At 50.6% G+C, this 26,385-nt stretch carries 20 protein-coding genes and 2 tRNA genes; 7 read left to right on the top strand and 15 right to left on the bottom strand.

Translation table 11 applies throughout. The features are described from left to right. Positions 1-28: 28 nt before the first annotated feature. From ACOTSW_RS15750 to ACOTSW_RS15730, 5 genes are all read right to left on the bottom strand, one after another. Entirely contained in the window at positions 29-811 is a 783-nt protein-coding gene (locus ACOTSW_RS15750; protein WP_423680029.1) for an SDR family oxidoreductase, read from the bottom strand. Between the two features lie 58 nt (positions 812-869). After that, a complete protein-coding gene (locus tag ACOTSW_RS15745; RefSeq protein ID WP_423680028.1) occupies positions 870-1,586 on the bottom strand; it encodes a thiol:disulfide interchange protein DsbA/DsbL in 717 nt (238 codons plus the stop codon). A 36-nt stretch (positions 1,587-1,622) separates the two neighbouring features. After that, positions 1,623-2,258, bottom strand: coding sequence for an SPOR domain-containing protein (locus ACOTSW_RS15740; RefSeq protein WP_423680027.1), 636 nt, complete (start codon positions 2,256-2,258; stop codon positions 1,623-1,625). A 119-nt stretch (positions 2,259-2,377) separates the two neighbouring features. Then, the gene (gene argS, locus ACOTSW_RS15735) at positions 2,378-4,090 is read right to left on the bottom strand and encodes an arginine--tRNA ligase (RefSeq protein ID WP_423680026.1); all 1,713 of its coding nucleotides are present in this window, start codon (positions 4,088-4,090) and stop codon (positions 2,378-2,380) included. Positions 4,091-4,145: 55 nt separating this feature from the next. Next, positions 4,146-4,706 (bottom strand): DUF6622 family protein, encoded by a 561-nt coding sequence (locus ACOTSW_RS15730; RefSeq protein ID WP_423680025.1) that lies wholly within the window; start codon positions 4,704-4,706, stop codon positions 4,146-4,148. Positions 4,707-4,884: 178 nt separating this feature from the next. Between ACOTSW_RS15730 and ACOTSW_RS15725 the strand changes: the two genes are divergently transcribed. Then, on the top strand, positions 4,885-5,793 hold the full coding sequence (locus ACOTSW_RS15725; protein WP_423680024.1) for a recombination-associated protein RdgC: 909 nt from the start codon (positions 4,885-4,887) through the stop codon (positions 5,791-5,793). Between the two features lie 161 nt (positions 5,794-5,954). Here ACOTSW_RS15725 and ACOTSW_RS15720 read toward each other — a convergent pair. Both ACOTSW_RS15720 and ACOTSW_RS15715 read right to left on the bottom strand, forming a co-directional pair. Further along, positions 5,955-6,031, bottom strand: a tRNA-Asp gene (locus ACOTSW_RS15720). A gap of 34 nt (positions 6,032-6,065) precedes the next feature. Further along, a tRNA-Val gene (locus ACOTSW_RS15715) sits at positions 6,066-6,141 on the bottom strand. A 339-nt stretch (positions 6,142-6,480) separates the two neighbouring features. Between ACOTSW_RS15715 and ACOTSW_RS15710 the strand changes: the two genes are divergently transcribed. Continuing rightward, positions 6,481-7,212 carry an SPFH domain-containing protein gene (locus tag ACOTSW_RS15710; RefSeq protein ID WP_423680023.1) on the top strand — a complete coding sequence of 244 codons (732 nt, stop codon included), beginning with the start codon at positions 6,481-6,483 and terminating at the stop codon, positions 7,210-7,212. 125 nt (positions 7,213-7,337) lie between these two features. On the opposite strand, the gene ACOTSW_RS15705 is transcribed toward ACOTSW_RS15710, so the two are convergent. Continuing rightward, positions 7,338-8,450, bottom strand: coding sequence for an NADH:flavin oxidoreductase/NADH oxidase (locus ACOTSW_RS15705; protein WP_423680021.1), 1,113 nt, complete (start codon positions 8,448-8,450; stop codon positions 7,338-7,340). Positions 8,451-8,951: 501 nt separating this feature from the next. On the opposite strand from ACOTSW_RS15705, the gene ACOTSW_RS15700 reads away from it, so the two are divergent. Together ACOTSW_RS15700 and ACOTSW_RS15695 are read left to right on the top strand one after the other, a co-directional pair. Continuing rightward, positions 8,952-9,590 (top strand): NAD(P)H-dependent oxidoreductase, encoded by a 639-nt coding sequence (locus ACOTSW_RS15700; protein ID WP_423680020.1) that lies wholly within the window; start codon positions 8,952-8,954, stop codon positions 9,588-9,590. Positions 9,591-9,910: 320 nt separating this feature from the next. Further along, complete coding sequence (locus ACOTSW_RS15695; protein WP_423680019.1) at positions 9,911-10,765, top strand: zinc-dependent peptidase; 855 nt, start codon at positions 9,911-9,913, stop codon at positions 10,763-10,765. Positions 10,766-10,877: 112 nt separating this feature from the next. On the opposite strand, the gene ACOTSW_RS15690 is transcribed toward ACOTSW_RS15695, so the two are convergent. The 7 genes from ACOTSW_RS15690 to dapC form a co-directional block, all read right to left on the bottom strand. Then, positions 10,878-12,866, bottom strand: coding sequence for an ATP-binding cassette domain-containing protein (locus ACOTSW_RS15690; RefSeq protein ID WP_423680018.1), 1,989 nt, complete (start codon positions 12,864-12,866; stop codon positions 10,878-10,880). 197 nt (positions 12,867-13,063) lie between these two features. Beyond that, positions 13,064-13,966 (bottom strand): 50S ribosomal protein L3 N(5)-glutamine methyltransferase, encoded by a 903-nt coding sequence (prmB, locus tag ACOTSW_RS15685; RefSeq protein WP_423680017.1) that lies wholly within the window; start codon positions 13,964-13,966, stop codon positions 13,064-13,066. Positions 13,967-14,061: 95 nt separating this feature from the next. Next, complete coding sequence (gene dapE, locus ACOTSW_RS15680) at positions 14,062-15,198, bottom strand: succinyl-diaminopimelate desuccinylase (protein ID WP_423680016.1); 1,137 nt, start codon at positions 15,196-15,198, stop codon at positions 14,062-14,064. Positions 15,199-15,200: 2 nt separating this feature from the next. Beyond that, positions 15,201-15,587, bottom strand: coding sequence for an arsenate reductase (locus ACOTSW_RS15675; protein WP_423680015.1), 387 nt, complete (start codon positions 15,585-15,587; stop codon positions 15,201-15,203). A gap of 16 nt (positions 15,588-15,603) precedes the next feature. Beyond that, positions 15,604-16,746, bottom strand: a complete 1,143-nt coding sequence (locus tag ACOTSW_RS15670; protein ID WP_423680014.1) for a PilT/PilU family type 4a pilus ATPase — start codon at positions 16,744-16,746, stop codon at positions 15,604-15,606. 112 nt (positions 16,747-16,858) lie between these two features. Next, entirely contained in the window at positions 16,859-17,686 is an 828-nt protein-coding gene (gene dapD, locus ACOTSW_RS15665; RefSeq protein ID WP_423680013.1) for a 2,3,4,5-tetrahydropyridine-2,6-dicarboxylate N-succinyltransferase, read from the bottom strand. 81 nt (positions 17,687-17,767) lie between these two features. Next, a complete protein-coding gene (gene dapC, locus ACOTSW_RS15660) occupies positions 17,768-18,994 on the bottom strand; it encodes a succinyldiaminopimelate transaminase (RefSeq protein WP_423680012.1) in 1,227 nt (408 codons plus the stop codon). Between the two features lie 382 nt (positions 18,995-19,376). Between dapC and smc the strand changes: the two genes are divergently transcribed. Genes smc through ligA form a run of 3 tightly spaced genes read left to right on the top strand, consistent with a single transcriptional unit; the run spans position 19,377 to position 26,385 of the window. Next, positions 19,377-22,901 carry a chromosome segregation protein SMC gene (gene smc / locus ACOTSW_RS15655; RefSeq protein WP_423680011.1) on the top strand — a complete coding sequence of 1,175 codons (3,525 nt, stop codon included), beginning with the start codon at positions 19,377-19,379 and terminating at the stop codon, positions 22,899-22,901. Further along, on the top strand, positions 22,898-23,992 hold the full coding sequence (locus ACOTSW_RS15650; RefSeq protein WP_423680010.1) for a cell division protein ZipA C-terminal FtsZ-binding domain-containing protein: 1,095 nt from the start codon (positions 22,898-22,900) through the stop codon (positions 23,990-23,992). The genes smc and ACOTSW_RS15650 overlap by 4 nt, the downstream gene beginning before the upstream one ends. Before the next feature lie 17 nt (positions 23,993-24,009). Continuing rightward, a complete protein-coding gene (gene ligA / locus ACOTSW_RS15645) occupies positions 24,010-26,385 on the top strand; it encodes an NAD-dependent DNA ligase LigA (RefSeq protein ID WP_423680009.1) in 2,376 nt (791 codons plus the stop codon).

Here is a 26,385-nt window from a genome sequence, read left to right as displayed (position 1 = left end):
TATCGTCATCGTAGGTATCGGGTATGAACTAATGCTGATCGTCTGCGCGCGCCTTGTGCGGGGCGCGTGAAAATACAGCATCGTACAAGGCGTTCGGTAACAACCTCAAACACTTGGCGACTATGCCCATCTGCCACGGAATAACACGATACGAGCAACCGGCATCAATCGTCTGTACTGCTTTCGCCGCAAATTTTTGCACCGGCATCAGGAAAGGCATGCGATAGGTGTTGATCTGCGTCATCGGCGTGTCGATGTAGCCCGGTGCAATCGTCACGACACGGATGCCGCTTTTTTTCAATTCCACCCGCAGCGATTCGCAATAGCTGATGACAGCGGCTTTCGATGCGCTGTAGGCTTCGGCACCGGGCAAACCACGGATACCGGCAACGCTGGCAATCCCGACCAGGCGGCACGCATCCTGTTGCGCATCGCATTTCATGGTCTGGATAAAAGGCGCAAATGTCGCCACGGTGGCGGTCAGATTAGTTTGTACAACGCGTTCAAAAATTGCCAGATCGCCAGCGTATTCGGTCAAGGTACCGACAGAAATACCGGCATTTGCAATCACCACATGCACGGTACCAGTGTTTTGTATGAAATCGGCAGCGGCGGCAGCCAGTGCGGCATGATCGGTCACGTCGAGCGCGTAAATATGGTGCCGTTCAGAATTTGGCAGGCTGCGCCGCAATTGCTCAAGCTTGTCGCGGCGTCGAGCCAGCAAGCCCAGCGTTGCGCCTTGCGCCGCATATTCACGCGCGAGCGCAGCGCCTATGCCGGAAGATGCCCCGGTAATGAAAACATTTTTCATATTATTTAATTAAAAAAAAAGTCCGCCAAAAAGCGGACTTATTGCATCTTACTTCGGCTTATTTTTTCTTACCGCTGTCAGCAGCAGGTGCGGGTGCTGCAACCGTTTTTTCTTTTTGCGCTTTACTGACCAGGAAATCGAGTACCTGCAACAATGAACGGTTCTGGGTTTCTTCAGACACGCGCCCCATTGTGCGCACTGATTCTACCGGCGACGTCATGAAGCGGCCATCCACAGCAACCATAGGAACACTATCAACCTGATACGATTCCAGCAACTGATTAGTACGGTTCAGCTTGCTTTGAATCGCAAAGGAATTGTAGACATCAGCAAACTTCTGTTTATCCAGACCAGACTTGGCGACAAAGTTCATGACGTCAGTATCAGACTGCAAACGGTTACGCTCGATGTGCAATGCATTGAATGCTTTCATCTGATATTCGTCGGCTTTTCCCATCGCTTCCAGTGTCAGATACAGTTTCTGTTGCTGAACCAGATTATGGAAGTTCACGTGGACACGTTTGAACACGATATTGTCGCCCTGCTTTTTGACCCATTCGGCGATCAAAGGCTCAAGCGCGTTGCAGTGCGGGCAAAAATAGCCAAAAAATTCGATGACTTCAATTTTTTTACCGGCTTCTGTTGGCTGCGGACGACCGAGCACGCGGTATTCAACGCCGGATTGCGGCATGGCAGGAGAAGCTCCCGCACCTGCTGAAACCAGGCCTAAGCCCAGCAAAAATACTGCATACATCGCTTGAGTAAATCTACGCATATCTTTTCCTTTATTAAGCTGTATTACTGAATCTGATTACTTCGCAGTTCTGACAATTGCCACATCAACGCCATTCTCAGACAATTTGGCTTTCATTCGGTTCATTGTTTCGGCATTACTGATCGGGCCGACACGAACCCGGTACATGGTGCCGGTATCTGAATTCTTTTCAGTCACTTTTGCTTCAAAACCGATCAGAGCCAGCTTGGCGCGGGCACTGTCCGCATCGGCCTGCTCTTTGAACGCGCCAGCCTGCAGGAAATAGATGTATTTATCATCTGCCGCCGCATCTGCTGCTTTTTCGCTGGCTTTGTCAGCCGCTGGCTTTTCCTGAGCTGGCTTTGTTTCCGCTTTTACTTCCGGTGGGCGGACAGCGGCCTGCACCGGTGCAGCATCGGCCGGTTTGGCCACCGCGGCATCTTTTGCCTGTTCCTTTGCCGCTTCTTTAACCGCATCAGGCTTGCCGTACATAGGACGGTTCGGATCCTGCAGTTGTGTCACAGGCTGATCCGGCTTGTCGGATTTTCCACCTTTATTGGTAAAAGGCGTGGATGATTTCGTGATCAGCAATGCGACTGCCACCGCGATGGCCAGTCCGATGACGAGACCAATAATGATGCCTGTGAAGGTATTACCTTGCTGACGTTGCAGCGTTGAGTGATGTGATTTCATGCGTCTCCGACGAAAAAATTGTCCTCTTTGAATACTTTACCGGTATGGCCCAGGTGATCTGTCATGCTACTGATAAACATGCGCGAGGCACAAGCAGAATGACAGACAGCCAATGCGCATTACATTTTATTCGGTGCAGAGACACCGATCAGGGCCAGACCATTGCGGATCACCTGACGCGTTGCCAGCATCAGTGCCAGACGGGCCATCTTGGTCGGCTCATCATCTACCAGCACACGTTCCGCATTGTAATAACTATGCAACTCACCAGCCAGATCGCGTAAATAGAAAGCAACCTGATGCGGGCCAAGTTCATCCAGCGCTTTTTCCAGCGCTTCCGGGTATTCGGCCAGTTTGGCCAGCAGGCTCGCTTCACGCGGCGCTGTCAGCGGCGACAGATCGACATTGAGCAACGGTGCAAATGCTGCTTCCTCAGTCGAATATTGTGCCAATACAGAACAGATACGTGCATGCGCATACTGAACGTAATACACTGGATTTTCATCCGACTGCGCCAGGGCGACATCGACATCGAACACAAATTCGGTATCCGCTTTACGCGAGATCAGGAAGAAGCGCACTGCATCGCGCCCTTTGACCACATCACCGTTACCAGACCATTCGATCAGGTCACGGACTGTGACATAAGAACCGGCTCGCTTGGAAATTTTGACTTCTGCGCCGTCTTTCATGACCGTCACCATCTTGTGCAGCACGTAGTCAGGATAGCCTTTTGGAATACCGATATTCAATGCCTGTAAACCAGCACGAACGCGGGCTATCGTACCGTGATGGTCGCTGCCCTGGACATTGATGGCCTGGCGATAACCACGTTCCCACTTGGTCACGTGATAAGCGACGTCTGGTACAAAATAAGTGTAAGTACCGTCGGTCTTCTTCATTACGCGGTCTTTGTCGTCACCATACTCAGTGGTGCGCAACCATAATGCGCCGTCTTGTTCGTATGTTTTACCGGCAGCTTTGAGCGCACTGACAGCAGCTTCGACTTTACCGTCGGTGTATAAAGAAGTTTCAAGGTAATAATTATCAAACTTGACACCGAATGCGAGCAGATCGGTATCTTGTTCGCGACGCAGATAAGTCACGCTGAATTCACGAATGGAATTTATATCGTCAACATTACCTGTCGCGGTGACTGGCTGACCATTGCTGGCAGACACGGTTTTCTTGTCAAGAAAATCGCGGGCGATGTCAGCGATGTAATCTCCGTTGTAGGCTGATTCCGGCCACTCTGCATCACCCGGCACATGCCCCTTGGCGCGCGCCTGCACAGATAAGGCAAGATTACCGATTTGTACGCCGGCATCGTTATAGTAAAACTCGCGAGTGACAGCATAACCCTGTACATCCAGCAACGCTGCCAGTGCGTCGCCCAGTGCGCCCTGACGACCATGGCCGACATGCAGAGGACCGGTCGGATTTGCTGACACGAATTCAACGACAACTTTTTGTCCGTTTCCGCGCTGGCTCTTACCGTAAGCCGTCCCTTGTTGCAGCACCGTTTTTACGACCGATTGTTTAGCTGCTGTTGCGATCCGGATATTAATAAAACCCGGTCCCGCGATCTCTACCGAACTGATCAACGGATTATTTTGGGCCTCCAGGTTCGCAACAACTGCCTGAGCGATTTCTCGCGGATTTTTACGCAAAGGTTTGGCAATCTGCATGGCGATATTACAAGCGATATCGCCATGCGAAGGATCTCGCGGGCGTTCTAGCAATATCGTCGGCTGCAGATCGCTGCCTTCCAAAATCGGGGCAACCGCATTTTTTAAGGAATTGAGAATTTCTTGTTTTTGTTCAGCTAACATGGCACATGGGGTTTATTGCGTTTCGCGCAACAAATCTGAATAAGGACAGCGGCCATTATACTGTCTCCCCCGCGCCATGTCCGTCTGCAAGTGTAAGCATAGACGCGGTTTTTATCGAAGCTGCTTGTTTATGTTTTGTCAGCAAACTTAATATACCTAAAAGCTTACCGAAAAATAGTCCATTCATGATGCCGAAACTGATGCTGCAGACGCCGATAAACACAGTGCTATCGCGCAGTGCCGGCTGCACTGCTACCGCGATGTTTTCGGCATATTTACAGGAGAAAATCAGCATCATAAGAACGAGGGGCATCCAGCTTCCCTGCATATGAATGTAGCGTTCCGACACAACACGGAAACCCGTTTTATTCAAGAATGCCGCATTTAAAAGACTGACGCAAACGGTGGAGATAAACCAGAATCCGACCGACTCAAAACGGATGCCGAAATGCTGTATCAGGCCTTGCAGGGACAGAGCAGTCATCAGCACAGGCAAGATAAACAGTGAGCGTAATGTGACCTGACGGTCCCGGCTCATCACCACACCACGATAAACAAGAAATGCCAGTAATGCCCATACCCAGACTGGTGTATTGATCAGTATTTGTTGCAACATGATTGCCCCTCGATAAGTGGTGGATGGATATATTCGCAATTCAAGTATGGCGCGCAATCAGAGCGTTTTCCAACTCCATACGATCAATGGATGCCGGATGTCGTGAAGACGGCGTTTTACGGCGTGAGTTGCGTTGGGGCGGCGTGTAGAATGTCAGTTTTCTTCGTTTGGATTTGCTATGTGGTTTAAGAACTTACAGGTTTTTCGTCTTGCCTCTCCCTGGGACATCAGCGCAGAGGAATTAAATGCGCAATTATCCAGAATCTCTTTCGCGCAATGTGCCTCGAATGAAATGCAAAGCCAGGGCTGGGCCTCACCTCGCAACAACGATATGCTGGTTCACAGTGTCAATCGTCAGTTTCTGATAACGCTGGCGACAGAAAAAAAACTGCTTCCCTCCAGTGTCATCAATCAGGTTACGAAAGCACGTGCCGCAGAAATAGAAGAACAGCAAGGCTTTGCTCCCGGGCGTAAAGCGATGAAAGACTTGAAAGAACGCGTTACAGACGAACTGCTGCCACGCGCATTTGGCGTCAGACGAAACACGTTTGTCTGGATTGATCCGGTCAATCGTTGGGTGGTCATTGATGCATCGAGTCCGTCACGAGCTGATGAAGTCGTCAAATTGTTGTTGAAGTGCTGCGACAAGTTGCCGCTCGAGGGTTTACGGGTTAAATCCTCACCTCAGGCAGCAATGACCGGATGGCTAGCTGGAAATGAAGCTCCTAACGGCTTTACCATAGACCAGGATACAGAGTTGAAGTCATCAACTGAAGATAAGGCAACTGTGCGTTATGTGCGTCATACACTTGATCCTGACGACGTGCAGAAACATATCGCGGCTGGTAAGCAGTGCACCAAGCTGGCATTAACCTGGGATGATCGCATCAGCTTTGTGCTGACCGATACATTAACGATCAAACGAATTAAGCCGCTGGATCTTCTCGACGAAGATAAAGACAAAGGAACAAACGAAGAAGAGCGCTTCGATGCCGACTTTATGCTGATGACGGCCGAATTATCAAAAATGCTGGACGACATCGTTTTTGCGCTGGACGGAGAACTTGATAGTCCTAAAGCGGCATAAGCGGGTTGACTGAATAAATGCAAAGACGGGTGTACTGCTCGTCTTTTTTTATGCGTGATCAGATGGCGAGTATCATTTTTCAGAACTTCATACCGATCATCACGATTCAGTAATGAAAAATAAAAAAACGAGCTGCTTACGCAACTCGTTTTTTTGATTACTGGCGGAGCGGACGGGGCTCGAACCCGCGACCCCCGGCGTGACAGGCCGGTATTCTAACCAACTGAACTACCACTCCGAAACTACTTAACCTGTACTGCTATGTTTATCTGTGGTGGGTGCTGAGAGGCTCGAACTCCCGACCTACGCCTTGTAAGGGCGCCGCTCTACCAACTGAGCTAAGCACCCATATTCTTGCTTAGTCAGATAAACGTCTAACGCTGTGTCAGCAACGTCAACAGAAGCAATATTATAGTTTAGCTTCTGATTTTTGTCTAGTCTTTCAATGAGTTTTTTCGCTTAATTTCTTCGAAAACGTCTTTAAAAAACCAGTACTCTCACTAAAAGCAAAACCCCCCGTTACGCTGGGTAACGGGGGGTTCGCAGAATACAAGCCTGACGATAACCTACTTTCACACTGGTTGCAGCACTATCATTGGCGCAGAGTCGTTGTATGGTTCTTTCTTTTTGCGAGGTTTTTTCGTGGTCATCGTATCGGTCATGGCAAATCCCTTTCGGTATTATTTCATGACCCCGGTTCACACAGAAATTCTTACAGGCTCGGTCGATGGTATTCTGTATTTTCAGATTACCGATGCGATGCGTGCTTCGTATGGCTCATCGAATTACATCGCCGCTATTACTCAGTTAGCGCAAACCACCTTGCGCTCGGTGATCGGTAAGATGGAGCTCGATAAAACCTTTGAAGAGCGTGATCACATCAATACCACGATCGTCAGCGCCATTGATGAGTCTGCGGCTAACTGGGGCGTGAAAGTCTTACGTTATGAAATCAAAGATCTGACGCCGCCGAAAGAAATTCTGCATGCGATGCAGGCACAAATTACGGCTGAACGTGAAAAGCGCGCACTGATTGCAGCATCTGAAGGCCGCAAGCAAGAGCAGATCAATATCGCAACGGGTGAGCGTGAAGCGTCGATCGCGAAATCGGAAGGTGAGATGCAGGCATCGATTAACCGTGCTCAAGGTCAGGCGGCGGCGATTCTGGCGATTGCAGAAGCGAGTGCCGAAGCGATCCGTAAAACGGCTGCAGCGATACAGGAGCCCGGTGGTGCCGATGCTGTAAATCTGAAAGTGGCAGAACAATATGTCGGCGCATTCGGTAATCTGGCGAAGACGAATAATTCGATTATCGTGCCAGCGAATCTGGGTGATATGAGTGGATTAATCGCGACAGCGATGCAAGTCGTGAAATCACAAAAAACAGCGGCAGTCGATGCGCCGCGTCGTCCGGTATAAGATCAGCTATCAGCAGTAGTGATTCAGTGCGGCGGTACTGCTCAATGACAAGCGCCGCGTTTGCATCCTGAATTAAAAAGGACTGTCCTCAGCATGGACAGTCCTTTTTTTATGACAGAGTCGTTTCAGCGGCCACCCATGCGGGTTTCTCCAAACAGATTTTTGTATTCTCGTGGTTGTGAACGCCAGTATTGCGGTGGCACATCGACGCTTGCCCCCAGCTTTGCCGCTGCGTGCCACGGCCAGTGCGGGTCGTACAGGATGCCACGGGCAATACCGATCATGTCAGCTTGTCCTTGTTTCAGAATATCTTCCGCGTGTTCAGCTTCCGTAATCAGGCCGACCGCGATCACCGGCATCGAAGTCACTTTTTTGATCGCCTCTGCAAAATGCACCTGATAACCGGGTTCCAGCGGAATCTGTTGTAAAGGCGAGAGACCGCCACTGGATACATGTATGAATGCGCAGCCACGTTGCTCTAATTCTTTGGCAAAGACGCTGCTTTGCGCGACATCCCAGCCGCCGTCAACCCAGTCGCTGGCCGAAATCCGTATGCCCAGTGTGTAGTCATCCGGCAGCGCTGCTTTGACCGCATCAAAAATCTCTAATGGGAAACGCAAACGGTTTTCGAGACTGCCGCCATATTGGTCTGTACGTTGATTCGATAACGGCGATAAAAACTGATGCATCAGATAACCGTGCGCGGCATGTAATTCGATCGCATCAATGCCCAGGCGGTGTGCCCGTTTGGCCGCATCAACAAATGCCTGTTTGACGCGTTCTAATCCAGCCGCATCCAGCGCCAGCGGTGCTGCTTCTTTGGTGTTGTGCGGAATCGCCGACGCTGAAACGGTTTGCCAGCCACCATCCGCTTCGACAATTAACTGGCCGCCATCCCAAGGACGTTGGCTGGATGCTTTTCTGCCGGCATGCGCCAGTTGTACAGCGATAGGCATCGCCGAATATTGACGTACAGACTGTAAAACTTTGCCTAGCGCGGCTTCTGTTGCATCTGACCACAGACCGACATCGTAGGGCGAAATGCGTCCCGCAGGTTCAACTGCGGTTGCTTCGATAATCAGCATGCCTGCGCCGGAAGTGGCAAGGCTGCCAAGATGCATCAGATGCCAGTCACTCACCATGCCATCAACAGCGGAATACTGGCACATAGGCGCAATGATGATGCGGTTTTTAAGAGTGAGGTTGCCGAGTTTGAACGGAGAAAAGAGGATGCTCATTTTTTAGATCCCAGGCAAAAAAAGAAAACAAGTGGATGTGTAAAAAGGAATTCAAGGCCAAGACAACGGTAGCCCGAACTGTAAATCATCAGTAGCCATTATGCCGAAAGATCAATGAAACTGCTGGCAGCAGCTTTTTTGTGGTCGGTATGCCGCCGAAAATTATTTGTGCTGAGCAATGAAAAAGCGTCAGAAGTAGCTTATAACGTTTAAAAATACTCCAGGGGAGTATTTTTGTAGCATCTTATTTATCAAGGAGGTTATGGGGTAAAAAGCCATATACTCCCCAAAAAATGTGTTTTCTATAAAAAATATCGGCGCTATCGCTAACGATGCTCTCGTTCAGATTTTTGCAATGGGGCGAAAAAAGCCCTCTTGTGAAACAAATGGCGCAACCTGATATAGTAGTCCTAATCAGAACGAATGTTCCGTTGCAACGGGTTACTACGTGCGATGAAAAATCAGATCTGATCAAGATTAATCTCTTATCGAAAGCCAGTAATGTCCGATTTAATTCAAAAACTGAAATGGCGCTATGCGACCAAAAAAATGAACCCAGCCAAAGCGGTACCACAAGAAAAAGTGGACCGTATTCTTGAAGCGATCCGCCTGACCGCAACTTCCAGTGGTTTGCAGCCTTACGAAGTGCTGGTGGTGACGAATGCTGAAATCCGCGAAAAAATCAAAGCCATAGGCTGGAATCAGGCACAAATCACAGAAGGCTCACACTTGCTGGTGTTTGCCGCATGGGATAACTACACAGTCGAGCGCATCAACATGATGTTTGATCTGACCAATGATGAGCGCGGATTCAAAAACGAAGGATGGGAAAACTATCGCAACATGCTGCTGTCCACTTACCCTGCGCGTGATGCAGAAACGAACTTCCAGCATGCTGCACGTCAGGCTTATATTGGCCTGGGTACTGCACTGGTTGCAGCCGCCGAAGAACAAGTTGATTGCACACCGATGGAAGGTTTTGATCCAGCCGCGCTGGATGAGATTCTCGGTCTGCGTGCTAAAGGCCTGCGCAGCGTCGTGATCCTGCCATTGGGCTATCGCGAAGAAGACAAAGACTGGTTAGTCAATCTGAAAAAAGTCCGTCGTCCGATTGCGAAATTTGTCACTGAAGTCAAATAATACTGTTTGACGGATCGTCTGCATAACTGCGAAAAGCATGCGGATGAAATAAAAAAAGCTGCGATTTTCATCGTAGCTTTTTTTGTCTATTGTAAAAACTGATGTCGATTGCGACTACTTGGCGTCGCAGTATTGGTGATGCGCTGATATCAGATCGAGCTTTCTGCACTCCATCAAAGCCGTATACTTACCATTCCGGGAAATAAACCCGACACTTGACTTCCACTTGAGCATGCCCATTTGTTGTGACAGGCAATTCGCATGCAATCACGTTCTGTGAGTGTGGTCTGACTCGTATTGGTCGCCAGAGATGACAATGAATGAAATGGAGCGTGGAGATGGGGTGGTTGTTATTCATTACGGTGGCAGTGATTCTGGGCGTTTTCATTGTGCCGCGTGCCCGGCTGCGCTATGTATTGTCGCGGGCGTTTCCCTTGAATTATTCAAAAATTCTGCGTAAAAATTTGCCTGCGTACAAACACATGCCAACGGATTTGCAGATGCAGTTGAAGCGCCGGATTCGTCAGTTTTTATATCAGAAGACCTTTGTCGGCTGCGATGGTCTCGATATTACCGATGAGATCAGAGTGACGATTGCCGGTAAAGCCTGTTTGCTTTTGTTGAATCGTGCATCGGACGTATATCCGCAATTAACGCATGTGCTGGTGTATCCGTCGGCATTTGTCGCACCGCGCAAAGAGATGCATGCAGGCGGGGTCGTCACGCATACGAATCAGGGGCTTAGCGGCGAATCATGGAGTGATGGTCGCGTGATTCTGGCCTGGGATCAGGCTGCGCATAATGCCGAGACGGAAGCGCGCGGGCAAGACGTAGTGTTGCACGAATTTGCGCATCAGCTCGATAGCGAAACCGGCAGTACGAATGGTGCACCGGCATTGCCCACGGCAGCGGCATATCAGGCCTGGTCGCAAGTAATGACAGCCGAGTTCAATCGCTTACAACAAGCGTTATCGGCGCATCACTACGTTCATGATCAACACTTGCAACCGTATCCCGAGGTGATTGATCCTTACGGTGCGACGAACCCGGCAGAGTTTTTTGCCGTTACCACTGAAGCCTTTTTTAAGAAAAGTGCGGCACTGGCTGCGCATCATCCTGCTTTGTTTGCGCAATTGAAAAGCTATTACTGCGTTGATCCGCGCGAGTGGGTTTGATGGGCTATGCAGGTCTGGTCGCAGCATATAAAAAGGGACGTGCTGTACGTCCCTTTTTATTTATGACTTCAATCATGTTTTAAAGTCACAGAGAAATTCACTTTCAACAAACTTAAACGGCGGCTTCGAGTAACTCTTGCTGCTCCAGCCAGTCCGCTTCGATCTGGGATAATTCTTTCACCAGATACGCCTGATCCAGCAGCAAGGTTTTCAGCTTTTCCTTGTTCGCATCGCTGTAAATATCGCTGTCTTCGAGCTGCGCATCGATGTCTTTCTTTTTACTGTTGAGCTTGCTCATTTCGTCTTCCAGGCGTTTGATCCTGGCTTCGATAGGCTTACGCAGACTGGCCAGGCGCTGACGTTCCTCAGCATCACGGCGGCGCTGTTCCTTATCATCGACCTTCGCAACCGGTATCGATTTGGTGAGTGGCAGACTGGTATCTTTCTTTTCTTTTTGCGGTAATGCCGCTGATGTTGCAGCGTTTTCCAGTTTGTTTTTAAACAGCCAGTCTTTATAGTCGTCCAGATCGCCATCGAATGGCTGCAGTTTGCCATCGGCGACGATGATGAATTCGTCAGTCGTTGCGCGCAGCAAATGCCGGTCATGTGACACCACGACCAGCGTACCTTCAAACTGCGCCAGCGCTTCGGTCAGCGCTTCGCGGGTTTCCAGATCCAGATGGTTGGTCGGTTCATCGAGCAGCAGCAGGTTAGGGCGTTGCCAGACGATCATGGCCAGTGCCAGGCGGGCTTTTTCTCCGCCGGAAAATGGTTTGATCGGGCTGGTGACCATGGTGCCGGGGAAGTTGAAACCACCGAGGAAATTACGCAATTCCTGTTCGCGCACGTCCGGTGCAATATGCGCCAGATGCCATAACGGCGATTCGTCGTGGCGCAGCATTTCAACCTGGTGCTGGGCGAAATAGCCGATCGATAAACCTTTGCCTGTTTGCATCGTACCGCGCAATGGTGGAATATCACCAACGATGGTTTTGATCAGCGTCGATTTACCAGCACCATTCACCCCGAGCAGTCCGATGCGCTGACCGATTTGCAGAGAAAATTTCACGCCGCTGACGATGCACTTTTCTGTGAAACTATGATCTGTGGCGGATTCGATGCGATAACCGCAATCGACATCTTCCATCACCAGCATAGGATTCGGCGCGCTGAGTGGTTCGCGGAATTCAAATGAAAATTCGGCAGCCGCACGTAAAGGCGCAATCTCTTCCATTTTTGCCAGCGCTTTAATCCGGCTTTGCGCCTGTTTGGCCTTGGAGGCTTTGGCGGCAAAACGGCTGATGAACGATTCCAGATGAGCGCGCTTGCGGTTTTGTTTTTCTATCGCGCTGGCAGCCAGTATCATTTGCGCCGCACGCTGACGTTCGAACGCCGAATAGTTACCGGAATAGCGTTTCAGTTTGCGATCATCGATGTGCACGATCACATTGACGACACCATCCAGAAAATCGCGATCATGTGAAATGATGATCAGCGTGCCTGGATAGCGCTTCAGCCAGTCTTCAAGCCAGATGATGGCATCGAGATCCAGGTGGTTGGTCGGTTCATCGAGCAGCAGTAAATCGGATTTGCACATCAGTGCCTGCGCCAGATTGAGACGCATACGCCAGCCACCGGAAAAACTGGCGACGGATTCTTCGAGTTGCTCAGGTTTGAAACCGAGGCCGATCAGTAATTGCTCGGCACGTGAGCGCACGGTGTAGGCATCCGCATCTGCCAGCGCGCCATATAAATTGCCGATGGCAATGCCATTATCGTGGCTCTCTGGCTGTGCTTCGAGTGCGGCTAATTCGGCTTCAAGTTTGCGCAGTGTGACATCGCCATCGATGGCGTAATCAATTGCACTGCGTTCGAGTGGCGGGGTTTCCTGCGCGACGTGGGCGAGTTGCCATTTGGCGGGAAATTCTATGCTGCCCTGATCCGGATGCAGCTCGCCGCGCAACATCGCAAACAAACTGGATTTGCCTGCGCCATTGGAACCGATCAGGCCGATTTTGTCGCCGGGATTAAGCGTGACATCGACGCTATCGAATAAAGGCTTGGTGCCACGGGCGAGAACGACTTGCTGCAAACGTATCATATAAACTTAAAATAAGGGGAGTATGTTGCTTTTTGCTGTGATTGTCAGCGTAAATAAAGGGCTTTTAAATATACTCCGGGGGAGTATATTTAAGGCGAAAAGCAGGTAAAAAATACTTTATCCGCTTTTCACCCTCGTTATGACTCAGATGCGGTATTGGTGCGATGTCATTACGATTGCTGCCGTCTGTATCAGTATCAGGCGGCAAATGACGCCAGATCGCGCGCTTCGACCAGAAACACCATGTCGTCGCCAGCACTGGTCGATAACCAGGTCATATTCATACCGGCAAAAGCAGCTTCGGCAAACGCACGTTCATTGCCGATTTCCACCATCAGCAAACCATTTTTCGTCAGGCGTTGCGCGGCGCCGGCGACAATTTTGCGCACCAGATCCATGCCGTCATCGCCACCAGCCAGTGCGATTTGCGGCTCATGCAGGTATTCTTTCGGCAACTGACGCATAGAGCCGGAATTCACATACGGTGGATTCGTGATGATCAGATCATATTTTTTATCCGGCACATTGGTATACAGATCGGACTCTATCAGCGAGATGCGGTCCTGCAATTCATATTTGCTGACATTGCGTTCAGCGACGGCCAGCGCATCGGCAGAAATATCCACTGCATCGACATGCGCATTCTGGAACATGTCTGCCAGCATAATCGACAGGCAACCTGAACCGGTGCAGAGTTCAAGTATGTTGCTGATATTGTCGGGATCGCTGACCCATGGCGAAAAGTGATCCGGGATTAATTCAGCGATGAAAGAACGCGGCACAATCACACGCTCATCGATGTAGAAATTATAGGTGCCGAGCCATGCTTCATTGGTCAGATAGGAGGCGGGCACGCGGTCAGTCGCACGACGCTCAATCACACGCAGAGCCGCATCGATTTCAGAGGTCAGTAAATTAGCATCTAAAAACGGTTCAATTTTATCCAGTGGCAAGTGCAGCGTATGCAGCAACAGATAGGCGGCTTCGTCCAGCGCATTGGCACTACCGTGACCAAAAAACAGTTGTTCTTTGGTGAAGCGGCTGACTGCATAACGCAATAAATCGCGCAGGGTTTTAAAAGTTGTGGCGGGTGTCGTCATAGGATTCTTTCTTGTCGCCGCGTCGCCGGAATGCCGTCTTGAGAAGGGCGGATTCTGGCGGTTTGCGGCGTTTATGGTGCGATTTTCTGCCGGTTTTACTGAGGCTTATTCAGCAGATTTTCTAAAGTACGGCGGTAAATATTTTTCAACGGGTCGATGTAGCGTAATTCTACGTGCTCATCGATTTTATGAATGCTGGCATTCGGCGGCCCGAACTCTACCACTTGCGGGCAAATTTTGGCAATGAAACGACCATCGGAAGTGCCGCCGGTCGTCGATAATTCAGTTTCTACGCCCATTTCGGCACGAATCGCATCCGCCAGTGCATCGCTCAGACTGCCTTTCGGTGTCAGGAAGGGATGGCCGCCGATAGTCCATTTCAGATCGTAGTTGAGACCATGTTTGTCGAGAATCGCGTGCACCCTTTGTTGCAGGCTTTCTGCGGTGCTGGCAGTGCAGAAACGGAAATTGAAATCGATGACAGCGTCACCCGGAATTACATTCGATGCTCCAGTGCCAGAGTGGATGTTCGACATTTGCCACGAAGTTGGCAGGTAATATTCATTGCCTTCATCCCAGACTTCTGCCACCAGTTCTGCCATCGCCGGCGCGAACAGATGTATCGGGTTTTTCGCCAGTTGCGGATAAGCGATGTGACCTTGCACCCCTTTGATGGTCAGTTTTCCCGACATCGTGCCACGGCGGCCATTTTTAATGGTATCGCCCAGTACATCGACCGAGGTTGGTTCGCCGACGATGCAGTAATCGAGCTGTTCACCACGTGCTTTGAGCTGCTCGCAGACGACAACCGTGCCATCCGTGGCCGGGCCTTCTTCATCGCTGGTGATCAGAAAACCAATTGAGCCCTGATGATCAGGGTGCGCAGCGATGAACTCTTCTGTTGCGACCACAAAAGCGGCAATCGAGGTTTTCATATCGGCTGCGCCGCGCCCATACAATTTTCCATCGCGATGGGTGGGCGTGAACGGTGCCGATTGCCATTGCGCTATCGGGCCGGTCGGCACGACGTCGGTATGGCCAGCGAAGACGACCAATGGCTGCGTAGTACCACGGCGTGCCCAGAGGTTGGTGACGTCACCGGATTGTATCGTTTCGCAATGGAAGCCGAGCGGTTCCAGCAGGGAAATCAGCGTGCGCTGACAACCTTTATCTTCAGGTGTCACTGAATCGAGAGCGATCAGTTGTTCTGTAAGGGCGAGGGTTTTACTCATCATTATTTTTTAAAAATACCTTCAAACTGTGCGGCGGAAAAACCAACCGATATATGTTGTATCTGCTGTCCCTGACTGATTTGCAGTACCGGGCGCTTGATCAGCGATGGCTGGTTCAACATCAGAGCAATCGCCCGCTCCTGATCGCTGGCGGCGGCTTTTTGTTCATCATTCAGTGCACGCCAGGTGGTGCCTTTGCGATTAATCAGTATGTCCAGACTCAGATGCTGCAACCACTGTTCTATCGTGTGTTGATCCAGACCTTGTTTTTTAAAGTCATGGAAAACAAAATCAATCGCGTGCTCTTGCAGCCAGACACGCGATTTTTTCACGGTGTCGCAATTCGGAATGCCAAAAACTGTGACTGAATATGTGCGGCTTTGTGTCATGTTGCGTGTATTGGCTTTATGCGTTCAGGGTAAATTCAGTGAAAGATGCTTCTTCTCTTTCTTCTGGCTCTGGCTCGGGTTGTGGCTGAGGCGTGCCTGAAGCTTCGTTATTCAGCAGCCACAACAAGTTATTGGCGGAGTCTGCATTTGCCAATCCTTCTTCTTTGGTGATCAGACCTTGTTTAATCAGTTTCATCAATGCCAGCTCAAACGTTTGGGAACCCGGCGACAAGCTCTTTTCTATCGCTTCTTTGATTTGGAAAATATCGCCTTTTTCGATCAGCTCGGAAATATAACGGGTATTCAGCATGATTTCGATTGCGGGACAGCGGCCGCCATCAGTCGAGCGAATCAGGCGTTGAGAAATAATCGCCCGGATAGAGGATGCCAGATCAAGCAATAAGGCCGAGCGGTTTTCCATAGGGAAGAAACTGATGATGCGGTTCAGTGCCTGATAACTATTGTTCGCATGCAAGGTCGCCAATACAAGATGACCGGACTGCGCATAGGCAATCGCCGACATCATGGTATTCAGATCGCGAATCTCACCAATCAAAATACAATCCGGTGCCTGACGTAAGGAATTTCTTAATGCCGTTTCAAGGCTGTCGGAATCGGTGCCGACTTCGCGCTGATTGACGATCGATTTTTTACTGTGAAACAGGTATTCAATCGGATCTTCGATGGTCAGGATGTGGCCTGTTTTGACTTCATTGCGGTAATCCAGCATTGAGGCAATGGTTGTCGATTTACCTGAGCCAGTCGCACCGACAACCAGGATCAGGCCGCGTTTTTCCATGATCAGTTCGGGTAATACAGGCGGCAAATTCAATGTGTTCAGCGCCGGAATATTTCCCGGCACAAAACGGAATACAGCTGAAAAAGAACCACGTTGGCGAAACGCGGAAAGACGGAAACGACCGATACCTGGTGCACCGATACCGATATTGAGCTCATTTTCACGTTCGAGTGTGGCGAGGTGTTCCGCCGATACCACTTCTGCCAACAAAGACAGAATACTTGCCTGATCCATTTTTTGCTGATTAATCGGCAGCAGGTTGCCGTTAATCTTCAGATGCACGGGAGAATTGATGGCAAAAAACATGTCTGACGCATGTTTTTCTTTCATCAATTGAAATAAACGCTCCATTGCCGCCATGATGATTCCTTTTCTGAGAGTAAATTAGCCGGACCACATCGTGATCCGGCTAATTTCTTCATTCAATGAATAATAAGACTCAAACCTGTTTATTAGTCAGTCCGTCAACGAATTAAGCACCGCGCAATAATTCATTGATGCTGGTTTTGGAGCGGGTCTGTGCATCAACGCGTTTGACGATCACTGCGCAATACAAACTGTATTTACCATCCGCCGACGGCAGGCTGCCGGAAACAACAACAGAACCGGAAGGGATGCGACCATAACTGACTTCGCCAGTGGCGCGGTCATAAATCTTGGTTGACTGGCCGATATACACACCCATGGAGATCACGGAATTTTCTTCGACGATCACGCCTTCGACGATTTCAGAGCGGGCGCCGATGAAGCAATTGTCTTCGATAATAGTAGGGTTGGCCTGCATAGGCTCCAGTACGCCACCAATGCCGACACCACCGGATAAATGCACGTTTTTACCGATCTGTGCGCAGGAACCGACGGTTGCCCAGGTATCGACCATTGCGCCTTCATCGACATACGCACCAATATTCACATACGATGGCATCAGCACTACGTTTTTAGCAATGAAGCTACCGCGACGGGCAACTGCTGGGGGGACGACGCGGAAGCCGCCTTTAGCGAAATCTTCGGCTGTGTAATTCGCAAACTTGGTCGGTACCTTGTCGAAGAACTGCATGTGATCGCCGGAAGGCATACAGATGTTATCTTCCAGACGGAACGACAGTAATACCGCTTTTTTGACCCATTGATTGACATGCCATTGACCATCGATTTTTTGCGCAACGCGCAGACTGCCGGCATCCAGTTCGCTCAGTACGTGCGCAACAGCATCGCGGACTTCTGCGGGCGCAGATTTTGGTGAAAAGTCAACGCGGTTTTCCCACGCCTGGTCGATGATTTGCTGTAATTGTTGTGTCATGGTGATTTTCTTTTAAATAAATGAATTAAGGTGAAAATTTTAAAAAATATGTCTGAATTTATGTATCTGCTGTGTTCAGTATTATTCGTCGCGCAGGTTTTTGCAAAATGCGACGATGCGTTGCGCTGCTTCCAGACATTCGTCAACTTCAGCAACCAGCGCCATCCGTATGCGGTTTTGTCCCGGATTAATGCCATGCGCTTCGCGGGCGAGATAACTGCCCGGCAGTACCGTCACATTATATTGTTGGTATAAGCGCCGTGCGAATTCGGTGTCGCTGATCCCATTCAGGTGATCAACTTTGGCCCACAAATAAAAGGCGGCATCGGGTAACTGCACATCCAGTACTTCTTGCAACAGTGGTGTGATCTGGGCAAATTTTTTGACGTACTTGGCGCGGTTTTCTTCAACATGGGTTTCATCATTCCACGCTTCTATCGATGCGGCTTGTATCATTGGGCTCATTGCACTGCCGTGATAGGTGCGATACAGCAGGAATTTTTTAATGATTTCCGCATCGCCGGCAACAAAACCGGAACGCATACCCGGAACGTTGGAGCGTTTCGATAAACTCGATAAAGTGATCAGTCGTTGATAGTCTGGGCGTCCCAGTAGCTGGGCCGCCTGCAAGCTACCTAAAGGTGCTTCTTCCTTAAAATAAATCTCGGAATAACATTCGTCGGCCGCAATCACAAAACCATAGCGGTCTGACAGCTCAAATAATTCTTTCCAGTCATCCAGATTCAGCACGGCACCGGTAGGATTGCCCGGGGAACAGATAAACAATAACTGCACGCGCTTCCAGATGTCTTCGGAAATGCTTTTGTAATCCGGGGCAAAATTGCGTTGCGGATCCGCATTCGCGAAATACGGTTCTGCGCCGGATAAATACGCTGCGCCCTCATAAATCTGGTAGAAAGGATTCGGACACAACACCAGTGGCAAACCATCCTGACATTCTTCCGTATTGATGATCGTCTGCGTCAGCGAAAACAAGGCTTCCCGTGAGCCGTTCACGGGCAAAATCTGTGTCGCCGGATTGAGCGCAGGAATCGCGTAGCGCCGCGCTGCCCATTCCGAAACCGACTTACGCAATGCATCCGAACCAGCCGTCGCCGGATAGCTCGCCAGTCCCGCCATATTAGCGATCAGAGCCTGTTTGATGAATTCAGGCGTAGGATGTTTTGGCTCACCGATGCCAAGGCTGATCGGCGTATAAGCCGTATTAGGGCTGATGTCAGTAAACAGGCGTTTGAGTTTCTCAAAAGGATACGGTTGCAACTTGGCGAGGTGGGGATGAAAGTGCATTTTTCGATTAGTGATCAATACGGGAGTGTCTCAGGCTGATGTCTTGGATGATGCAGCGTCTGCCGCCACCCGGCTTAATATGCAATCTCATGACCGACATACGTCTAACCGGTGGCGAGTTGACAGAATTTCGTATTATAGCCTTTGCCAGATTCTTCAGAGACGGGCATTGTGTATATTTCGCCGGGTCAATTTGTAAAAATTCTCACAAAATAACGCTAAAGTTAGCGTTTTCTTAAACTTCATGCATGAAAATTCTACTGATCAAATGGTATGATGCTGGCCTGATAGCCAGGTACCTGCAAGGTAATGAGATGTTGCTTTGAAGGGAATGTGAACGCAGTAACGGGTTTGTCTGCAAACGATAATAATATTTCATTAAGTGCGATTAACTTCTATTAAATTGTCGGGGTTCAAATCTTTCGTTGAACCCACTCATTTTCAGGTGCCAGGTCAGTTGGTCGGCGTCGTCGGGCCGAATGGCTGCGGCAAGTCCAACATCATTGACGCGGTGCGCTGGGTGCTGGGTGAATCAAAAGCTTCAGAGTTGCGTGGCGAATCCATGCAGGACGTCATTTTTAACGGTTCCACGCACAGAAAACCTGCCGGCCGGGCCTCAGTCGAACTGGTGTTTGATAATAGTCTGGGCAAAGCGGCGGGGCAATGGAGTCAGTACGGCGAGATTGCTGTTAAGCGCACGCTGACCCGCGACGGCACTTCCACTTATTACATCAACGGCCAGCCGGTACGCCGTCGTGACATTCAGGATATTTTCCTCGGCACTGGTCTAGGGCCGCGTGCTTATGCGATCATCGGTCAGGGTATGATTTCGCGGATTATCGAAGCGCGCCCGGAAGAATTACGCATTTTCCTCGAAGAGGCTGCCGGTGTCTCACGTTATAAAGAGCGACGCCGTGAAACTGAAAACCGTATTCACGACACCCATGAAAATCTGGTGCGCGTCGAAGATATTCTGCGCGAGCTGAACAACAATCTGGAAAAACTCGAAGCGCAGGCGGTCGTCGCTAATAAATTCCATGAGTTGCAATCGGATCAGGAAGAAAAACAGAAATTATTATGGTTGCTGCGTAAAAACGAAGCTGCTAATGAACAGAAAAAATATTTTGCTGAAATAGAAAAAACACAGCTCGACCTCGAGGAGCAGACTGCTAAGCTGCGTCATGTAGAACTTGAACTTGAGCAAATGCGTCAGGCTCATTATGCAGTCGGCGACCACATGCATCAGGCACAGGGACATCTGTATCAGACGAACGCGGAAATCGGCAGCCTGGAAGCGCAAATCAAGTTTGTGATCGAATCACGTAGCCGTCTGCAGTCTCAGCTTCATTCGCTGACAGCCCAGCGCGACCAGTGGCAACGTCAGAGTCATCAGTTGCAAGATGAGCTTTCCGAAGCTGAAATTCAGGTTGAAGAACTGGCGATGCGTGCCGAGCAAGCCGCAGAAGTTGTGCAGTCCCAGCAAGACACCTTACCGGCCATGGAGCAGTTGTGGCGCGAGTCGCAACTGAAAACGACCGAATCCCGCGCCCGGATTATGCAGATGCAGCAGCAGATTGAACTGGAATCCGCGCATCAGCGTAATGCCTCCAATATTCTGAATACGCTGGCATCGCGTAAAGAGCGGTTGCTTCAAGAAAAACAGGGCCTGGCGATGCCGGATTCCAGTCATCTGGATAATTTGTCTTTCCAGCTGGAAGAAAAAAAACAAATGCTGGAAGAGTTGAGTCTGCAACTCGAAGAAACACAGGAACGTTTGCCTGTGCTCGAAGAAGAGCGCAAACAGGCGCAGCAACAGGTGAATCAGGATGCCGCTGAATTAGCTCAGCTCGAAGCCCGTCTGCTGGCACTGAAACAATTACAGGAAAAAGTCCAGACGCAAGGGAAAGTGCAGCCATGGCTGGAAAAGCACGAGCTCGGGAGCTTACCTAAACTCTGGCAGAAACTACATATTGAAGCAGGCTGGGAAACGGCGCTGGAATCTGTCTTGCGTGAGCGTACCTCCTCGCTGGAGATGTCCAATCTTGATTGGGCAAAAGCGTTTTTTAATGATGCACCGCCGGCAAAGCTTGCCGTATATAGCCCGCAAATTCTGGCCGATCAGCCTGTCGCTCTCCCCGGATTAAAGCCTTTCATCAGCCTGTTACAGCTTAACGATGCGGGTGTGCGCAGTCTGATGCACGATTGGCTGCATCAGGTTTATGTTGCAGAAGACGTTGCCGCCGCTTTTATCGATCGTGTGAAGTTGCCGCCGGGCGCAGTCTTCATTACACGGCAGGGGCACGTTATTTCCCGTTCCAGCGTGCGTTTTTACGCGACGGATTCCGAGCAGGATGGTGTGCTTGGCCGTCAGCAGGAAATCGAGAATATCAGTAAGCAATGCCGTGCAAAACAACTGCTGGCAGATGAGGCTAAAGCGCGCTCGGTACGTGCTGAGACCATGTATAGCCAGGCGACACAGCAGTTGCAGGAACTGCGCCAGCGCGTCGGAACGCTGACACAAACGACGCATAGTCTGCAGATTGAATACATGAAACTGGCGGAAGTGCAGGAGCGCTTTAATCAGCGGAGTACGCAGATCAGCACGGATCTGGCTGAAATTGCCGCGCAAGAGAGCGAGCAGCAACAGGCCAGAGCTGAATCCGAGCAAAAGTTCGAAATGCTCGATATGGAACTGGCTGAATTGCAGGAGTCGCATGAACAAGAACAAACGGCGTATCTGGAAAAAGAACAGCAACTGAATCAGGCGCGTCAGCAGTTGCGTGATCTGGAGCTGGCGGCACAGGAAGCCACTTTCGCTGAAAAGTCTCATCGCAGCAAAATGGAAGAGCTGCGCCGTAATATTGCGACCGCGCTGGAGCAGTCTGCACAATTATTCGCCAGCATGCAGCAAGGCCAGCTGGAGCTGGAGTCGATGGATGACCAGACCGCACAGGCGGGCTTGCAGGATTTGCTGGATCGTCGCAGTGATCAGGAACGTGCGCTGGCCGATGCGCGACATGAACTGGATCAGCTGACGCAGCAATTGCGGCAATATGAAGATAATAAAGCGCAGACTGAACGAGGTTTGCAGCCGCAGCGCGACCGCATCGTTGAGTTGCAACTGAAAGAGCAGGCAGCGCGCCTCTCACAAGAACAATACGAAGAGCAACTGCGTAATTTTGAGGTTGACGAGGTCGCATTGTCAGAGAAACTGCATCCGGATTTGAAACCGTCCTATCTGCAGGGTGAAGTGACGCGTCTGAACAATGCGATTGCTGCGCTGGGTGCGGTGAATATGGCGGCGCTGGACGAACTGGCGCAGGCGAAGGAGCGCAAAACTTTCCTTGACGCTCAGCACGCCGATCTGACCGAAGCAATCACCACCTTGCAAGATGCCATCCAGAAGATTGATATGGAAACGCGCGAACTGCTGCAGGATACTTTCGACAAAGTCAATCATCACTTTGCCGAATTGTTCCCGGTGTTGTTCGGTGGCGGACAGGCCAAATTGATCATGACCGGCGATGAAATTCTGGATTCAGGCGTACAGGTGATGGCGCAGCCTCCGGGCAAAAAGAATGCGACGATACATCTGCTGTCCGGCGGTGAAAAAGCCTTGACAGCGACCGCGCTGGTATTTTCTATGTTTCAGCTCAATCCAGCGCCATTCTGTTTGCTTGATGAAGTGGATGCGCCTTTGGATGACTCAAATACCGAGCGTTTCTGTAATATGGTGAAACGCATGTCGTCAAATACCCAGTTTTTATTTATCTCCCACAATAAGATTGCAATGGAAATGGCACAGCAACTGATCGGTGTCACCATGCAGGAACAGGGGGTTTCCCGAATTGTGGCGGTGGATATGGAATCTGCCGTCAATTTTGCTACTGAGGCTCAAGCAGCATGACAGATCTACAATTAAGTTTATTAGCTATCAGCGGTACTTTAGTCGTTGGTGTGTTCGCTTTTAATAAATGGCAGGAGTACAAAGCCAAGAAAACGGTCGAAAATGCTTTTGATGACGGACAGGATGATGTTTTGCTCAATCCTGATCTGGCGTCAGATGTGACGCAAAGACATGAGCCTGTTCTGGTCGATGAAAATACGTCCGTATCAAGCCCTGCCGAGCCGGTGCTGCCAGACAGCACTGAGACTGAATCCGGCGCAGAAGCACAAGAAACAGCAACGGTCGTTCCGGCAGAAAAAGACTTACCTGTTGATGAGCTGATTGATTGTGTAATTCCGTTGGAATTTGATACGCCCGTTCGCGGCGAAAGAATCCTTGCAGAGATTGCTGATCTGAAATATGTCGGTAAGAAGCCGGTCCATTTCATCGGTCAGACCCCTGGTGGTGAACGTGATGTGATTGCGATTGGCGGTGCCTATACCAGCTTGTTCGCAGGCATACAGATGGTCAGTCGCAGCGGCGCACTGAATGAACTTGAATATTCTGAGTTCGTCATGAAATTGCGTGCGATTGCAGATAATCTGAATGCCCATCCTGATATTCCTGACATGAACACGGTGATTTCACATGCACGTGAGCTGCATCAGTTTGTCGCTGAACATGATGCGCAATTGAGCGTGAACGTCGTCGCGAATGGTGCGGCGTGGGCGCTCAATACACTGATCGCCGCATTGGAAAAAATGGGATTCGATCAGCGCCCGGATGGTCGTCTGATGATGCCGGACGGCGACGGTGGCAGTCTATTCACGTTATCGACCAATGTCAGCGTCAGCGAAACCATGACATCCCGCCTGACCTTGTTGCTAGATGTGCCTTGTGTCGCACCTTCGCGCGACGGTTTCGGTGCGATGGCAGCCTGCGCCCGTTCTCTGGCGACGCGCCTTGGCGGTACGGTTGTTGACGATGGTAATCAGCCTATTTCCAAAGCAGCGTTAGATGAAATCGCCGGCCAGGTCAGCGAATTTTATGCCGCGATGGCAGAAGCACAGATTCCGGCTGGCTCTGTCCGTGCTCAGCGTTTATTCAGCTAATCCGGCAGTCTTGTTTCATGCAAAACGATTTATTCGGTCAGCCAGCTGACCCGGTGTCAGTGGCGGCTGAACGCGCTGCCTACTTGCGCCGTGAAATTGAGCGTCACAGTCATGCCTATTATGTGCAGGACCAGCCGCTTATTCCTGACAGCGAATACGACAAGTTATTCGCTGAATTGCAAAAAATCGAAACAGATTTCCCCGACCTGAAAAGTGCCGATTCGCCGACCTCTCGCGTCGGTGGCCAGGCCTTGCCGGAATTCGGACAAGTGCAGCATGCAGTTCCTATGCTGTCTTTGAACAATGGGTTTGAAGATGAAGACGTGCATGCGTTTGATAAGCGGGTGCGCGAAGGACTGGCAGTCAATGCAGCGATTGAGTATGCGATTGATCTGAAGTTCGATGGCCTCGCCATCAACCTGCGTTATGTCAATGGCATGTTGACACAGGCGGCAACACGCGGTGATGGCTTTACCGGCGAAGATGTGACGGAAAATATCCGCACCATACGCAGCATACCGCTACGCCTGAATACGCCACACCCGCCAGCGTTGCTGGATGTGCGTGGCGAAGTGCTGATGTTCAAGCGCGACTTTGAAAAACTGAATCAGCGCCAGCGTGATGCCGGCGCCAAAGAATTCGCTAATCCCCGTAATGCGGCGGCTGGTAGTTTGCGTCAGCTCGATTCCAAAATCACGGCACAACGCCATTTACGCTTTTTTGCCTATGGCATCGGTGCATTGGAGGGGGCTGCGTTGCCGGCGTCGCATCGCGCGCTGCTGGCGTGGTACCGCGAACTGGGTATTCCGGTCTGTGAAGAAAATGCGCTGGTCAGTGGCGCGGCTGGTTTGCTCGATTTTTATCGCACGATACAACAGAAGCGTCCCGCGCTGGCCTATGAGATTGATGGCGTCGTTTATAAAGTGAACGACTTCGCGCAGCAGGCAGAACTGGGTTTTGTATCACGCGCACCGCGCTTCGCGCTTGCACACAAATTTCCCGCCGAAGAGGCAATGACCGTGGTGCAGGGAATTGATATTCAGGTCGGCCGCACCGGTGCCCTGACGCCAGTAGCAAGACTGGCGCCGGTATTCGTTGGTGGTGTCACCATCACCAACGCGACGTTGCACAATGAAGATGAGGTCAGGCGTAAGGATGTCCGCAGTGGTGATACCGTGATTGTGCGCCGTGCCGGAGACGTGATTCCTGAAGTGGTTGCCGTGGTGCTGGAGCGGCGCCCGGAACCTGCACCTGCTGCTTTTGATATGACAAAAGTCTGCCCTGTCTGCGGTTCTCACGTAGTCAGAGAAGAAGGGGAAGCGATCGCGCGTTGCTCAGGAGGTTTATTTTGTTCTGCGCAAAGAAAAGAGGCCATACGCCACTTTGCAGGTCGCAGGATGATGGATATTGAAGGTCTGGGTGAACGTTACATCGAGAACCTGGTTGAACTTGGCTACGTGCATGGCATTGCCGATTTGTACAAGCTGACGCTGGATAACCTGCTGGAAATGAAGCAGCGGGCGGACGAGCGCGATGGCATCACGCCTGAAACGGTGCAGCAGGGGAAAATCGCGACTAAATGGGCGGAAAACCTGCTAACAGCGATTACCGCCAGCAAACAGCCAGCGTTGGATCGTCTGTTATTTGCTCTCGGTATCCGGCATGTCGGAGAATCGACAGCGAAAACCCTGGCCGACTGGCTTGGCCAGCTTGCATTGATACGCCATGCACCTGCTGCCATCTTCCGGGCGTTGCCGGATATTGGCGCGACGGTTGCTGAAGCGATTGCTGATTTTTTTGCCGAACCCAAAAATCAGCAGGCGCTGGATGCGCTTCTCAAGGCAGATGTTGTCCCCAAAGATGAGCATGCGCCCAGCGCGAAGTTGCGAGATCGCCTTGAATTTTCAGTGCTGCTGACAGCGCTGGATATTCCCAAGCTGACGGCGACCCGCTGTAAGCAATTACAGGATCGCGGTATGTCGATGGCGAGTCTGGTCGAATTGGGCGAGGGCGGCTTTACCGATCTGGGTTTGCCAGCTGACGTGCATGCGGCACTGATGCAATGGCTGGCAGTTCCTGCAAACCGGCAGCGTTTGCGGGAACTGGAAAAAATCGCGCAGGAATTACTACAGCAGTTGCCGCAGACAGCAGAGGATGAAGGCATCTTTGAGGGAAAAACATTTGTTCTCACCGGAACGCTGCCGACCTTAACGCGCGATCAGGCGAGCGCCATGATTGAAGCGGCAGGCGGCAAGGTAGCGGGATCCGTTTCAAAAAAGACCAGCTATGTTGTGGCTGGCGAGGACGCCGGCAGTAAATTAGTAAAGGCAAGAGAATTAGGCATCGCAGTTTTGACAGAAGCAGATTTACTTCAATTATGTTCCAGGAGCTGA

Origin of the sequence: Undibacterium sp. WLHG33 (assembly GCF_049544815.1) — a bacterium.
Lineage (GTDB): Bacteria > Pseudomonadota > Gammaproteobacteria > Burkholderiales > Burkholderiaceae_D > Undibacterium.
Note: the sequence above shows the minus strand (reverse complement) of the source record. Positions and strands in the feature narration are given on the sequence as shown.

Bases quoted from the DNA above. Each gene is read 5' to 3' on its own strand.
- ACOTSW_RS15750 (WP_423680029.1), bottom strand. From the start codon at position 811: ATGAAAAATGTTTTCATTACCGGGGCATCTTCCGGCATAGGCGCTGCG.
- ACOTSW_RS15745 (WP_423680028.1), bottom strand. From the start codon at position 1,586: ATGCGTAGATTTACTCAAGCGATGTATGCAGTATTTTTGCTGGGCTTA.
- ACOTSW_RS15740 (WP_423680027.1), bottom strand. From the start codon at position 2,258: ATGAAATCACATCACTCAACGCTGCAACGTCAGCAAGGTAATACCTTC.
- argS (WP_423680026.1), bottom strand. From the start codon at position 4,090: ATGTTAGCTGAACAAAAACAAGAAATTCTCAATTCCTTAAAAAATGCG.
- ACOTSW_RS15730 (WP_423680025.1), bottom strand. From the start codon at position 4,706: ATGTTGCAACAAATACTGATCAATACACCAGTCTGGGTATGGGCATTA.
- ACOTSW_RS15725 (WP_423680024.1), top strand. From the start codon at position 4,885: ATGTGGTTTAAGAACTTACAGGTTTTTCGTCTTGCCTCTCCCTGGGAC.
- ACOTSW_RS15710 (WP_423680023.1), top strand. From the start codon at position 6,481: ATGACCCCGGTTCACACAGAAATTCTTACAGGCTCGGTCGATGGTATT.
- ACOTSW_RS15705 (WP_423680021.1), bottom strand. From the start codon at position 8,450: ATGAGCATCCTCTTTTCTCCGTTCAAACTCGGCAACCTCACTCTTAAA.
- ACOTSW_RS15700 (WP_423680020.1), top strand. From the start codon at position 8,952: ATGTCCGATTTAATTCAAAAACTGAAATGGCGCTATGCGACCAAAAAA.
- ACOTSW_RS15695 (WP_423680019.1), top strand. From the start codon at position 9,911: ATGAAATGGAGCGTGGAGATGGGGTGGTTGTTATTCATTACGGTGGCA.
- ACOTSW_RS15690 (WP_423680018.1), bottom strand. From the start codon at position 12,866: ATGATACGTTTGCAGCAAGTCGTTCTCGCCCGTGGCACCAAGCCTTTA.
- prmB (WP_423680017.1), bottom strand. From the start codon at position 13,966: ATGACGACACCCGCCACAACTTTTAAAACCCTGCGCGATTTATTGCGT.
- dapE (WP_423680016.1), bottom strand. From the start codon at position 15,198: ATGAGTAAAACCCTCGCCCTTACAGAACAACTGATCGCTCTCGATTCA.
- ACOTSW_RS15675 (WP_423680015.1), bottom strand. From the start codon at position 15,587: ATGACACAAAGCCGCACATATTCAGTCACAGTTTTTGGCATTCCGAAT.
- ACOTSW_RS15670 (WP_423680014.1), bottom strand. From the start codon at position 16,746: ATGGCGGCAATGGAGCGTTTATTTCAATTGATGAAAGAAAAACATGCG.
- dapD (WP_423680013.1), bottom strand. From the start codon at position 17,686: ATGACACAACAATTACAGCAAATCATCGACCAGGCGTGGGAAAACCGC.
- dapC (WP_423680012.1), bottom strand. From the start codon at position 18,994: ATGCACTTTCATCCCCACCTCGCCAAGTTGCAACCGTATCCTTTTGAG.
- ACOTSW_RS15650 (WP_423680010.1), top strand. From the start codon at position 22,898: ATGACAGATCTACAATTAAGTTTATTAGCTATCAGCGGTACTTTAGTC.
- ligA (WP_423680009.1), top strand. From the start codon at position 24,010: ATGCAAAACGATTTATTCGGTCAGCCAGCTGACCCGGTGTCAGTGGCG.